Annotated in this window: 9 protein-coding genes and 1 pseudogene; 6 read left to right on the top strand and 4 right to left on the bottom strand. The window is 69.8% G+C overall.

Annotated features, from left to right (window positions below):
* The first annotated feature begins 37 nt into the window (after positions 1 to 37).
* Complete coding sequence (locus VGZ32_RS17815; RefSeq protein ID WP_326887199.1) at positions 38 to 556, top strand: GNAT family protein; 519 nt, start codon at positions 38 to 40, stop codon at positions 554 to 556.
* 161 nt (positions 557 to 717) lie between these two features.
* Here VGZ32_RS17815 and VGZ32_RS17810 read toward each other — a convergent pair whose 3' ends face one another.
* On the bottom strand, positions 718 to 1,230 hold the full coding sequence (locus tag VGZ32_RS17810; protein WP_326887198.1) for an IclR family transcriptional regulator domain-containing protein: 513 nt from the start codon (positions 1,228 to 1,230) through the stop codon (positions 718 to 720).
* A gap of 9 nt (positions 1,231 to 1,239) precedes the next feature.
* The gene (locus tag VGZ32_RS17805; protein WP_326887197.1) at positions 1,240 to 1,401 is read right to left on the bottom strand and encodes a hypothetical protein; all 162 of its coding nucleotides are present in this window, start codon (positions 1,399 to 1,401) and stop codon (positions 1,240 to 1,242) included.
* 14 nt (positions 1,402 to 1,415) lie between these two features.
* Here VGZ32_RS17805 and VGZ32_RS17795 point away from each other — a divergent pair.
* The 4 genes and pseudogenes from VGZ32_RS17795 (at position 1,416) to VGZ32_RS17780 (ending at position 6,569) form a co-directional block, all read left to right on the top strand.
* A pseudogene (locus VGZ32_RS17795) lies at positions 1,416 to 2,641 on the top strand (4-hydroxybenzoate 3-monooxygenase).
* A gap of 48 nt (positions 2,642 to 2,689) precedes the next feature.
* Positions 2,690 to 4,147 (top strand): benzaldehyde dehydrogenase, encoded by a 1,458-nt coding sequence (locus VGZ32_RS17790; protein WP_326887194.1) that lies wholly within the window; start codon positions 2,690 to 2,692, stop codon positions 4,145 to 4,147.
* A 334-nt stretch (positions 4,148 to 4,481) separates the two neighbouring features.
* Positions 4,482 to 4,928, top strand: a complete 447-nt coding sequence (locus VGZ32_RS17785) for a universal stress protein (protein ID WP_326887192.1) — start codon at positions 4,482 to 4,484, stop codon at positions 4,926 to 4,928.
* 270 nt (positions 4,929 to 5,198) lie between these two features.
* Positions 5,199 to 6,569, top strand: a complete 1,371-nt coding sequence (locus tag VGZ32_RS17780; protein WP_326887190.1) for a S53 family peptidase — start codon at positions 5,199 to 5,201, stop codon at positions 6,567 to 6,569.
* Between the two features lie 120 nt (positions 6,570 to 6,689).
* Here VGZ32_RS17780 and VGZ32_RS17775 read toward each other — a convergent pair whose 3' ends face one another.
* The gene (locus VGZ32_RS17775; RefSeq protein ID WP_326887189.1) at positions 6,690 to 8,288 is read right to left on the bottom strand and encodes an FAD-dependent monooxygenase; all 1,599 of its coding nucleotides are present in this window, start codon (positions 8,286 to 8,288) and stop codon (positions 6,690 to 6,692) included.
* A 171-nt stretch (positions 8,289 to 8,459) separates the two neighbouring features.
* On the opposite strand from VGZ32_RS17775, the gene VGZ32_RS17770 reads away from it, so the two are divergent.
* On the top strand, positions 8,460 to 8,918 hold the full coding sequence (locus VGZ32_RS17770) for an SRPBCC family protein (protein ID WP_326887188.1): 459 nt from the start codon (positions 8,460 to 8,462) through the stop codon (positions 8,916 to 8,918).
* Between the two features lie 179 nt (positions 8,919 to 9,097).
* On the opposite strand, the gene VGZ32_RS17765 is transcribed toward VGZ32_RS17770, so the two are convergent.
* Positions 9,098 to 12,439 (bottom strand): NEW3 domain-containing protein, encoded by a 3,342-nt coding sequence (locus VGZ32_RS17765; protein ID WP_326887187.1) that lies wholly within the window; start codon positions 12,437 to 12,439, stop codon positions 9,098 to 9,100.
* Positions 12,440 to 12,466: the final 27 nt, after the last annotated feature.

The raw sequence follows: 12,466 nt of genomic DNA, 5'->3' as shown, positions 1-12,466 counted from the left end.
ATTCACACCACGACTCGCAGCATGTAAGGAGCCAGCCATGCCCATCGCCTACCGTCGGCTGGTCAAGGCCGACGCCGACCTGCTCGCCGAGTTCATCACCTCGGAGCCGTGGCCCTTCCATTCGGGCACCGCCACGGACCCCGGAAAGATTCGCCGCAAGGTGCGCCGCGGCCACTATAACAACCGCCAGATCCGCACGTTCTGGATGGTCGTCGACGGCGCCGAGGTCGGCCTGATCCGGATGGAGCTGATCGACGAGATGCCCCGGATCGACCTGCGGATCCGGGCCACGCACCGTGGCCACGGCCTCGGCACGGAAGCCCAGCGCTGGCTGACCGACTACCTGTTCGCCGAACTGCCGGAGCTCCACCGCCTGGAGGGCCCCACCCGCCACGACAACCACGCCATGCGCCGGGCCTTCGTCGCCTGCGGATACACCCAGGAGGCCCACTTCCGCGAGGCCTGGCCCGCGCCCGACGGCACGCTGCATGACACGGTCGTCTACACCATCCTGCGCCGGGAGTGGACGGCCGCACGCCGCGCCGAGCCCGCGTAGCCCCACGTCGCCAGACCCGGTGCGTGCGGGGTGAGTGGTGCACGGTCAGCGGGTGATTGCAGGCGGCACGATTACGACCGCGCCCGCTGAGCCCCAACAGCCCTTGACGACCGTCACCACCCGGCGCGTCCTGCCCGCGCCTGAAATTGAAGCCCGACTGTCTACTCCGCTGCGGAGCGAGGAGTCTTCTCGTTCCGCGGCATCTGCTCGGTCATGACGGAAAGCTCGCCCTCGACGGCCTGCACCGTGCGGCGCAGCGCGGGGACGATGGTAGCGCGCAGGTCGTCGATGCTGCCGCGGAATGCGTGGCGGGCGACGTTGATCGCGGCGACGGCGCGGCCGCCGCGGGCGCGGATCGGCATGGCGACGGAGCGCAGTCCTTCTTCGAGCTCTTGATCGACCAGAGCGAACCCGTCGCGGCGCACGCCCTCGAGCACGGTGGCATCGAGCACGGCGGCATCGAGCACAGTGGCGAGCTGTGCCGGGCGCTGCGCCGGGCACAGGTCGGCGAGCAGTACCCGGCCGAGGCTGGTGGCGTGCGCGGGTAACCGGGTGCCGACGGCGATGTCGACGCTCATGACACGGGTGATCGGCGTGCGCGCGATGTAGCGGACGTCCGCGCCGTCGAGAACGGCCGCCGAGGCGGAGTCCTGGACTTCGCGGGCGAGGGCCACCAAGTGCGGCTAGATCAGTTCGTCGAGCGCGAGTCTGGACAACGCGGTGTATCCGAGGTCGAAGACGCTGGGGAGCAGGATGTGCCGACCAGGGTCCGGGCCGCCAGCACCGCATTCGCCATCGCTCGGCGCGCGTTCGACGAGCTCGACGACGACGCGCCCGATTAGCATGGGAGTACCGCGCCATGGACGTACCCGAACGCACCCGCGTCGGTGTCATCGGCGCGGGTCCGGCCGGCCTTCTGCTGGCCCACCTGCTCCATCGGCAGGGCATTGAGACCGTCGTCCTGGAGGCCAGGGATCGCGACTACGTCGAGCATCGCCAGCGCGCCGGCCTGCTGGAACAGTGCACCGTGAACGTCCTGCGCGCCTGCGGGTCCGGCGACCGCATCTACCAGGAAGGTCTGGTGCACAAAGGCATCGAGCTGCGCTTCGCGGCCGCGGCCACCGCGTGGACTTCCCCTCGCTGGCCGGGGGCCGCACCGTGACGATCTACGCGCAGGTCGAGATCGTCAAGGATCTGATCGCGCTGCGCCTGGCCACCGGGGCGCCGCTGCTCTTCGAAGCACAGGCCACCGCAGTCGAGGGCGCAGACGGCGCCGAGCCGGTGATCCGGTACACGCACGCCGACGCCGAACACGCGCTCGTCTGCGATCTCGTCGCGGCCTGCGACGGATTCCACGGCATCGGGCGCCAGTCGATCCCCGCCGAGATGCTGCGCACGTTCCAGCACGACTATCCCTTCGCCTGGCTCGGAATCCTCGCCGACGTGCCGCCGTCCTGCGCGGAGCTCATCTACGCCAGGAACGAGAACGGCTTCGCCCTGCCCAGCATGCGCTCCGAGCATGTCAGCAGGCTGTATCTTCAGGTCGCCCCGGACGACTCCGTGCACGACTGGCCGGACGAGCGGATCTGGGACGAACTGGCCACGCGGCTGGCCGTCGCTGGGGACTGGACGCTGCGCCGCGGCCCGATCACGGACAAGAGCATCACGCCGATGCGCAGCTTCGTCGCCGAGCCAATGCGGTACGGCAGGCTCTTCCTCGCGGGCGACGCCGCGCACATCGTGCCGCCGACCGGCGCGAAAGGCCTGAACCTCGCCGTCGCGGACGTGACGCTGCTGGCCCAGGCGATCACCGCATGGGACCACGACGGCGATGAACGCGGCCTCGACGCCTATTCGCACACTGCGTTGCGGCGCGTGTGGCGCGCGGAGCACTTTTCCGCGTGGATGACCACGGTGCTGCACGTCGACCCGACCGCCGACGCCTTCACCACCCGACTGCAGCTGTCGCAACTGGAGTATCTGGCCTCTTCGCGCGCGGCGGCGACCACCCTCGCCGAGAATTACACCGGTCTGCCGCTTGATGTGGGCGCAAGCGCCGTCCCCGACCGTACCTTCCAGCCCTGACACCGTGTCCGTTTCAACACCGTCGTCATCTCACTCCTGGGAGCCACCATGACCCTCCTCGAGCCGTCCGTCTGGTCCGGCAAAGTTTCAATAGGCGGCTGGACCGCGACCTCCGGGGGCAGCTCCCCCGTGGTCGAGCCCGCGACCGGCGATGTCCTCGATCACATCGGCATCGCAGACCCCGCAGACGTCGCCCGCGCGGCCGAGCAGGCGGCGCAAGCCCAACCCACCTGGGCCCGCGTTCCGTACACCGAGCGCGCTGCCTTGCTGCGCAAGGCGGGCGACCTGTTCACGCGCCACGCGGAGGAGATCCAGCAGTGGCTGATCCGGGAGGCCGGAAGCATCCCGGGCAAAGCGGCCTTCGAGACTGCCACCGCCGCGCAGGAGTGCTACGAGGCGGCGGCCCTTGCCTCGCGCCCGCTCGGCGAACTGCTGCCTTCGGCCGAGCCGCGGCTCAGCATGGCCTGCCGTGTCCCGGCTGGCGTCGTCGGCGTCATCGCACCCTTCAATTTCCCGCTGATCCTGGCCATCCGCTCGGTGGCACCCGCCCTCGCGCTCGGCAACTCCGTCCTCCTCAAGCCGGATCCGCGCACCGCGGTCGGCGGCGGCGTCGCCATCATGCGCGTGTTCGAGGAAGCTGGGCTGCCCGAGGGCGTGCTGCACCTGCTGCCAGGCGGGGCACAGACCGGCGCGGCCCTGGTCGCGGACCCGCACGTGCGGGTGATCTCCTTCACCGGCTCCACCGCCGCGGGCCGCAAGGTCGGCGCCGTGGCGGCCGAACACCTCAAGCGCGCCCATCTGGAGCTGGGCGGAAACTCCGCGCTGATCGTGCTGCCCGACGCCGATCTGGACCGGGCCGTGTCCACTGCGGCGTGGGGTTCCTTCCTCCACCAAGGCCAGATTTGCATGACCACCGGACGCCATCTGGTGCACCGGTCCATCGCCGAGGAGTACACGGAGCGTCTCGCGCAGAAGGCTGACCAGTTGCCGGTCGGCGACCCCGCCAAGGAGCAGGTCGCCCTCGGCCCGATCATCGACGTCGGCCAGCGCGACAAGATCCACGCTCTGGTGCTCGGCAGCGTCGAGGGCGGCGCTCGCCTGGCGGCCGGCGGCACGTATCAGGACCTTTTCTACCGGCCGACGGTGCTGGCGGACGTGACCGACGAGTCGCCCGCCTACGCCGAAGAGGTCTTCGGTCCCGTAGCCCCCGTCCGCGCCTTCGACGACCTCGACGAGGCCGTGCGCTTGGCCATCGCCAGCCCTTACGGCCTCGCGCTGGGCATCCTCACCCGCGACGTGATGCGCGGACTCGAATTGGCCGAACGGATTCCCGCCGGCCTGGTCCACATCAACGACCAGACAGTCAACGACGAGGCCGTCGCCCCCTTCGGCGGAGTGGCCGCCTCTGGCACCGGTGCGCGCTTCGGCGGCGCCGCCAACATCGAGGCATTCACCGAGACGCGCTGGATCACCGCCCGCTCCGCCCAGCCCGAATACCCGTTCTGATTCCCGCTCGCCGGGAATCCGTTCACCCGGCGGGCGCCTCACCGTTCAGGCCGGGCAGGACCAGGTCGAGCATCGCATCGAGGCGCTCGGCGGGGTGCGGACGACCGTCGACGGCGTCATCGAGATCGAAGGATCGCCGAAGCCGACGTGCGTCCTGCGCAGCCTCGCCCGCTTCAGTGGCGCTCCTCGCTCTTCACCGCCTGCGGCCGCTGAGGGCACGCGGTGAGGAACACAGTCGGATGATGTATCCACAGGCCAAATAAAGACCGTTACGCTATATCGGCGCGTTGTCGGATCAAGGGCAGCGGCGATGTACCGAGTGAGAGGGAGAAGCGTGTCGGACAAGCGAATCGTCGTCGGGGTGGATGGATCTGAGCCGTCGGTGCAGGCGCTGCGGTGGTCGGCCCGGTTGGCCGAGCTGACCGGCGCCGCGGTCGAGGCGGTGACCGCGTGGGACTTGCCGCAGTTCTATGGGGTGGGAGGTTGGACCCCGCCGCTTACGGATCTGTATCCCGACGACCTGGCACGCACGGTGCTGGACGAGGCGATCGCGAAGGCCTTCGGCGCTGGCGCGCAGCCGCCGGTGGAGATCGGCAAGCGCGCCGAGCAGGGGGCGCCCGCGCGCGTCCTGATCGACGCGTCCGCGAGCGCGTCGCTCCTGGTGGTCGGCAACCGGGGGCATTCCGCCCTCGCCGAGGCGGCGCTCGGGTCGGTGAGCCTGGCCTGCGTACACCACGCGGCCTGCCCGGTGACGATCGTCCACGGCGACATCGTCCTCTGACTCCGGGTCGTGGGTGGTCCTCCCGCTACCAGCCAAAGCGGGGCCACGACTGCCCTCGCACAGCCTCCTAAGGTCGAGGTCAGTGGCAGACGTCGACTGCCCGCGTGCGGTCGACGTCTGCCACGTGTGCGCCGGGTGCCACGCGCCGAACACGTGCCCGGTAAGGACTCGAACGGAGCACGGGTACTTGCGGCATTAGCGCGGTCGCGCCAGATTGCGACGTGGTGGGGGCGCCGACCGGGCGGTCCCACTCCCGTCCGAAGGAATCCGATGCGAATACACCACGGCTCGGTCCCGGCCCTCGGAATCGGCGCGACGGCGGTCCTGATCGCCCTCGCACCGACCACCGCGGCGAACACCGCCGCGCAGGCCTCGGCGCACACGACAACGGTGAAACCGATACCCGCGTCCGCCGGCCACATCGACGCCCGAACCCTCGTCAGTCCGCTGCCCACCTCGCAATGCGTGGCGCAGTTGGGCATCCACTGCTACTCCCCGCTGCAATACCGCGTCGCGTTCGGCCTGAACGACCTTTACCAGCACCACATCACCGGCCAGGGCCGCACGATCATGATCGTGGACTCCTTCGGTTCGCCGACCATCCAGCACGACCTGGACACCTTCGACGCCCAGTGGGGCCTGCCGGCCACCACCGTGCAGATCGTGCAGGCCGGCGTGATCCCGCCGTTCGACCCGACCAACTCCGACATGCTCGGCTGGGCCGGGGAGACCTCGCTCGACGTCGAGTACGCCCACTCGATCGCCCCCGGCGCGAAGATCGTGCTGGTGGAGACCCCGGTGTCGGAGACCGAAGGCGTGCAGGGCTTCCCGGAGATGATGCACGCCGAGGAGAGCCTGATCGACAAGGGCGTCGGCGACGTGATCTCGCAGAGCTTCGGCGCGACCGAGAACACCTTCCCCGGCTTCGCGCAGGGCGACTTCTCCAGCCTGCTGGCGCTGCGGTTCGCCTTCAAGGCCGCGGCCGAGCACGGCGTGACCGTGCTGGCGTCCTCTGGGGACTCGGGCGCCACTGACGCCGAGTTGGACGGCAGCACGCTGTACCCCTTCCGAGTTAACTCCTGGCCCTCCTCCGACCCCCTGGTCACCTCGGTCGGCGGCACCCAGCTGACCTTGAACGACACGGGCACCCGGCTGTCGCCCGACGTGGTGTGGAACGACGGGTTCGGCGCCGGCGGCGGCGGGCTCTCCGGCGTGTTCGAGCGGCCGGAGTTCCAGGACGGGGTCGCCGGTGTGGTCGGCGACCAGCGCGGTACCCCGGACATCTCCATGCCCGCGTCGGTGGACGGCGGGGCGTGGGTGTACTACAGCTTCAATCCGGCGCGGGTCGGCTGGCACATCATCGGCGGCACCAGCGAGGCCAGCCCGATCTTCTCCGGCATCGTCGCGCTCGCCGACCAGGTCGCGGGCCACCGGCTCGGCAACATCAACACGGCGCTGTACGAGCTGGGCCTCGGCAAGCACTCCGAGCATGCCGGGATCGTGGATGTCACCTCCGGCAACAACAGCTTCGCCGGCGTCACCGGTTTCTCGGCCACCTCCGGTTACGACCTGGCCAGCGGCTGGGGCACGATCGACGCCCCGGACTTCGTCAAGGCACTGGCGCACGAGTCCGAACACTGATTCGGTCGCCTACCGGTAAGAAGGCAGCTCGTGCGGTGGCCACCGCCGCCGCACGAGCAGCAACCAACCCAAGGACAGCCGTGCCCGCGTGCGGGCGGGCACGGCCCCTTGACCAGTGAATTATCGGGCGGCGGCCGAACCGGTGATGGCCGCGAGCACACCGTGAAGTGCGGAGTCGCTGGGCGCGCTGTCGCGCCAGCGGGCGCCGACATGGCCGTCTGGTCGGACCAGGAGGGCCCCGTCCGAGCCGAGGGAGCATCGGTCAGCGTACTCGCGCGGGAGGGTCTCGACGCGTAACGGCCACGGGGTGGTCAGTCGTCGCTGCCCGTGGGCGGGATCCAGCGTGAGCAGGGTGAACCATTCCCCCAGGGCGTCGAGCGTGGAGCGATCGCCCGTGAGCCAGAGGTGCGGCATGCGGTGGCCAGGCTCCGTCGTGGGGACGTAGTCCGTGCCGACGTCGGCCTGCTCGTGTTCGGACGCGGTAGCGGTATCGGTGTCGGCGAGCACTGCGGCGGAGCGGTAGCTGACGCCGAGCACGAGGCCGAGCTGCGCGAAGTACTTTTCCGACCAAGGCAGTTCAACCTCGGTTGGTGCTACTTGGCCGATGCGGAGCTGCTCGAGCCGCTGCTGCTGTGCTTGCACGGCGAGTCGGGAGTTGGCCACCGCTTGACGGAGCGTCAGATGAGCCACGGGTCGTCGCTCCGTCTCGTAGCTCTCCAACAGATCTGGTCCTGCCCAGCCGTGCACGACGCCCGCGAGCTTCCAGCACAGGTTGTGCACATCGGCCAGGCCGGCGTTCATGCCCAAGCCGCCGACGGGGGGCACCGTGTGCGCGGCGTCGCCGGCCAACAGGACGCGGCCGTGGCGGAAGCGCTCGGCGACGAACGCGGTCATCGTCCAGTGCTGAACCCGCAGCACGTTGATCCCGACGTGCGCGTCAGAGTTCTGGCCGAGGGCGTGCGAGACGACGCTGGACCAATCGGCGCGCTCGGCGCCCTCGGGTTTCGGGCCGAACCAGGCCCAGCCTCCCTCGGGGTAGAGCGGCAGGAACGATCCGTGCGCGGTGAAGTAGACCCCAGAGGGCTGGTCGGCACACCAGCGGCCGAGGTCCGCGTCGAACACGACAGTGGTGAAGTCCGCCATCGCCCCGGGGCCGTCCGTGCCGATCCCCAGCAGTTGCCGCACGGTGGAGTTCGCACCGTCGGCGGCTAGGACGTAGCGCGCGCGGACCCGGGTTTGCTCGCTGGTTTCGCGATCGAGAAGGACGGCCACGATGCTGTCGCCCTCGTCGGCCAGGTCGACCAGTTCGACTCCGAACCGGACGGGTGCCCGCGCGGCGGCGAGCAGGGTGGGCTCCAGCCGATCCTGCGAGGTGACCGCGCCGATCTCGGGGCTCTCGGCGATCGGCGCGTCGATCCCGACCATTGCCGCCGTGGCGAAGTCGTGGTCGAACAGGGTGTCGCGGAATCGGACGCGGCCGTACTCGGGTGCGAATGCGCGGGCTCTGATCCGGTCGGCGAGCCCGAGTCCGCGGAAGATCTCCATCGAGCGCACGTTGACCAGCCGCGACCGCGGAAAGGGTGACAGCTCGCCGTACCTCTCGACCAACAGCGTCCGCACGCCCCAGCGTTCCAGCAGAGCTCGGGCGGTCAGCCCGACCGGCCCGCCGCCGACGATCAATACCTCGGTCTCGACCGCCTCGGCTTCCGTGACAGCCATTTCCCCGTCCTCCGTGAGCTGAGCTACACGTCATGATCTCGTCCATGCTAGGCGAGCGGGGGTCTCAGCGGCGGCTCATGATCAGCAGCCACACCGACAAGGCTGGACACCGGATGGCGGCTCCGCTCGGGGCGATGCCCGCGCGGCCACCCCGGCGTCTACGCTCGTGCGATGGCTGATATCCGACGGCGTGCGGGCCACCTTGCCGTCAGCGTCCGTGTCCAGGCTCCCGTCGAGGCGGCCTGGGAAGCGACGACGGACTGGGAACGGCAGAGCGCGTGGATGCTCGGCACCCGGGTGCGGGGCACGGTGAACGGCGGAAGCGGGGTGGGCGGCGGGATCGAGGCGTGGACCGGGATCGGCCCGGTCGGGTTCCTCGACACGATGGTGATCACCGTCTGGGAGCCGCCGCACCGTTGCGTGGTCCGGCACACCGGGCGGCTGGTGAGAGGCGGCGGGGCGTTCGAGGTCGCCGAGGCTTCCGGCGGCAGCGTAGTGACCTGGAGCGAAGATCTGGACCTGCCCGGCGGCTGGATCGGGCGGCTGGGCTGGTGGGTGATCCGGCCGGGGATCCGCTACGGCGTGGCACGCTCGCTCGCCGGCTTGGCGCGGTCCGTCTCGCAGAGCTAGCGGACGATCAGCGCTGCGGTCCGTCGCCGCCCGGCAACGACCATCATCAGCAATCCGACGCCCGCGATCAGGCCTCCGCCGCCGCCGTGTCCATCGTCCGACGGTTCACCGTTCCGCGTGGGCCGAATCTCCTTGCCCACGCGGAACGGCGTGCTCCGACCTCGATTCGTACCGCGTCGTCATCCACCGATGCCGAGTGCGAACACATGCAGCGCCGCGCTGCCGCCCGAGACCCCGGCGCTTACGTCCGGCAGGGTCACCACCGCGACCTGCTTGCCCGCCGCGAGCGGGATGGACTGCTCGAAGACGTTGACCGCTGTGTGGTCCTGCGTGTTGCCGGGCCGGTTGCGGTAGGAGCACACGATGACGGCGTTGGAGCCCGCGGGCGCGCTGCCGTACCAGTCGGGCACGGCGAGGGAGAATGCCTGCGTCGTGCCGTCGGTGTAAGTGATCAATCCGGTGCCGGTCGCGGGACCGTAGCTGGCGGTGTCCAGGATCCCGAGCTCGGAGCCTGAGCCGCTGAGGTCGATCGCCTGGCCTCCGGCGGCCACGTTGTCCGGCTGTCCGCTGGGGGCCGCGGGCCAGGCGAAGGCGATCCCGTCGTAGGTCGGGTTCGAGCCCGGCGCGATGCCTGCCGCGGCGAGGGCCTGGGCGGAGAAGCTTGAGCCGGAGCCGTCGATGTCGGCCGCGCCCGTGGCCGTGTCGTCGGAGATCCCGGTGTTGTCGAACGCCGCGGCGAGTGAGGCATATGGCTGCGTCGTCTGCACCGTGCCGACCAGGGAAGTCCGGTCACCGTGGGCCGGCCTGTACGACGCGACCGCGGTCAGGGTGACGGCGCCCGCCGGCTGCGGCGCGCTGGGCGGGGTCACGCTGAACGTGGCCGTCGCCGAACCATGTGGGGGCACCGCAGGCAGCTTGACCCGATCGCCGGTCGTCCAGCCCTGCGGTACCAGTAGGTTGACCTGCCCGTCGGTCAGCGGCGAGGCCGTCGGATCGGTGACTGTGGCGGTGACCGCGAACGCGACGCCCGGCTTGAAGAAGCTCGACGAGCCCGCGACGCTCAGGTACGGCTGCGCCGGTATCTGGAACGAGTCGACGGCCAGTTGGCCGCCGCCCGCGTTCACGACCCGGATCGTGTGCGGGCCCTGAGTCAGCGAGGTGTCGGTGAACACCGTCTGCCCAGTCGCGGGCGAAGCCGACGAGGCGCTGACCGTCCCCTGCGAAACGCCGTCGATCAGGATCTGGGCGTTGCCCTGGCCCGGGCCCGTATTCGTGACGAACGCGATGCTGGTACCGGTGAAGGGCAGGGACACCGAGGCGCCCTGAGCGGTCGCGGTGTGCACGTCGTCGCCGCCGGGCGTGCCGTGCGCCGACCAGGCTCCGCTGTAGGCCAGTTGCTGGCTGTCGTTGTCGACGACGGCTCCCGCCTGCGGCACGGGGGAGAGTCCGGCGCCGCTCATGATCGAGACGGCGGGGGTGGGCCAGGCTCCGCCCGACACGAGCGTCGGCGCAGTGTAGGTGATGTCGGTGCCGTTGTTGTTCGTGTTCGGATTGTCGGTGTAGTTGGCGGGGCCGACGGTGATGGTGTTGATGGTCGGCGTCCACATGCCGATCCAGTCGCTTCCGCCGAGGCTGGTGACGTTGTCGTGCGTGTCCCAGAAGGAGCTGCCCTCGTCCTGGTAGAGCATGTTGTTCGTGTGGTTGCCGACGGTGACGTAGTTCCCGGCGAGCACGGAGTACACCCCGGCGCCGTCCTCGCCCTGCGCGCCGTTGGTGTAGATCGGGCCGCCATCGTACAGGACGTTCATCACGTCGTGCACGTAGTTGTCGACGACCTGGTTTCCGCCCGCGTAGTTCGTGCCGCGCACGCAGGAGGACAGCCCCTGTGCGGCCTGCATGCTGCACGGCGAGGCCCAGCCCCAGCCCCAGCCGATCGACATCCCGGAGTAGGACGTGTGGCCGATGTCGTTGTGCGAGACCGTCAGGTTCCTGGTATAGCCGGCCCAGATCCCGACGGCGTCGGTGTAGTCCTGGCCTACGTGTGAGATCGCGTCGTCGGAGACCGTGTCGCCGGAGTTCATCAGGGTCGGATCGTTCTGGAAGTAGTCGTTGACGTCACCGACCGAGACCCCGCCCGCGGCCGTGTCGGTGATGGTGCTGGCGGTGACCGTCGAGTTCTGCGTCCCGTCGGCGAGGTCGACGCCGGTGGCGCCGAGGTGACTGAACGAGTCGTCGCTGAAGGTGATGTCGTCGCCGCGCGAGACCTCGACGGCGCCCGGCGTGACCAGCGGCGTCGTCGTGGGGCCGGAGGCGTCCCAGAGCACGGCCGCCTGGTTGTCGATATAGCCGGTGGTGACGGGCAGGTTCCAAGTCGAATACGCGAAGCCGATGCCCCGGAACGTTATGCCGCGCACCGGTGCAACGGCCTGCGGGGTTTCTTCGAAGCCGTCGATGACGAGATAGGTGCCGCCGGTCTTGACCAGCTTCACGGTGTGGGTGCCCGCGGACAGGCCCTGCACGGAGTAGACGACCTGCTGGGCGAGGCGGACGGCGCCGGCCTCGGTCCAGCTATGGCTGGTGTCCTGCGTTCCGTCGACGTAAGCGTCGAACGCGCCCTCGTCGGAGTTGGTCTCGCCAAGGACCTCCAGCCCGGTGCCGGTGAAGGTGTAGCTGACCGAGCCGCCGTTCGCCGTGGCGTACGCCACGTCATCGCCGAGGTCGCCGAGGCCGCGGCCGGTCGAGGTGTTCCAGCTGGTACCGGCATATGCGGCGCCCGGGTCGTTCTGGTTGGCCGGGGAAAGGTGGCCCGGAGTGCCGTTCAGGCCCACGAGGGTCTGAAGGGTCGGCAGCTCGACGTCGGCGGAGTACATGTCCTGACCGGGCAGCGGGATGTAGTACAGGCAGCCCGCCGCCTGGTCCAGGTAGAACTGGCCCGGCCGGGTGAGCAGCTGGTAGGCGCTCTCGACGTAAGAGATCCCGGACAGCGCGGGCAGTCCGGAGCCGTTGAACGGGAAGCCGAGGTTTGGCACGTGCGTGTTGTTCGCGGCCCAGCAGCTCGGCAGGACGTTGATGTCGGAGCCGCCGGCGGGATCCGCGGTGATGCTCTGGACCGGACAGCTCATGTGCTTCCAGTCGTTGTCCTGTACGACTTGGATCCGCGACTGGTTGGTGAACGAGGCGTAGGACGGGTCGGTGGTGCGGAAGCCGGTCGCCGTCTCCTGCAGCCCGGCGGGACTGTCGGCGGACCGCGCGAGAGTGGCCCGCGTGCCGTCGACGAACAGCTGCTGGCCCCCGGCGGCCGCGGCGGCGGCGGGCACCGGCGCCCGCCAGATGCCAAGCCCTGCGTTCACCTCGCTGAAGCCGGAGATCGAGACCGCTCCGCTCAGCACCGGGGTCTCGTCGCGCACGGGCTGGTAGACGACGTGGAAGCCGTTGGTGCCGGAGTCCCGCGGCCCGAGCTGGAACGTGCCGGCGAGCCGGTAGACGCCGCCGTACAGGTCGACGTCGATATCAGACGTCATGTTCTGATTCAGGGTTCGAACCTTGGC

Origin of the sequence: Actinocrinis sp., assembly GCF_035938995.1 — a bacterium.
In the GTDB taxonomy this organism is placed as follows: Bacteria; Actinomycetota; Actinomycetes; order Streptomycetales; family Catenulisporaceae; genus DASZGI01.
This window is presented reverse-complemented; position numbering and strand designations above follow the sequence as displayed.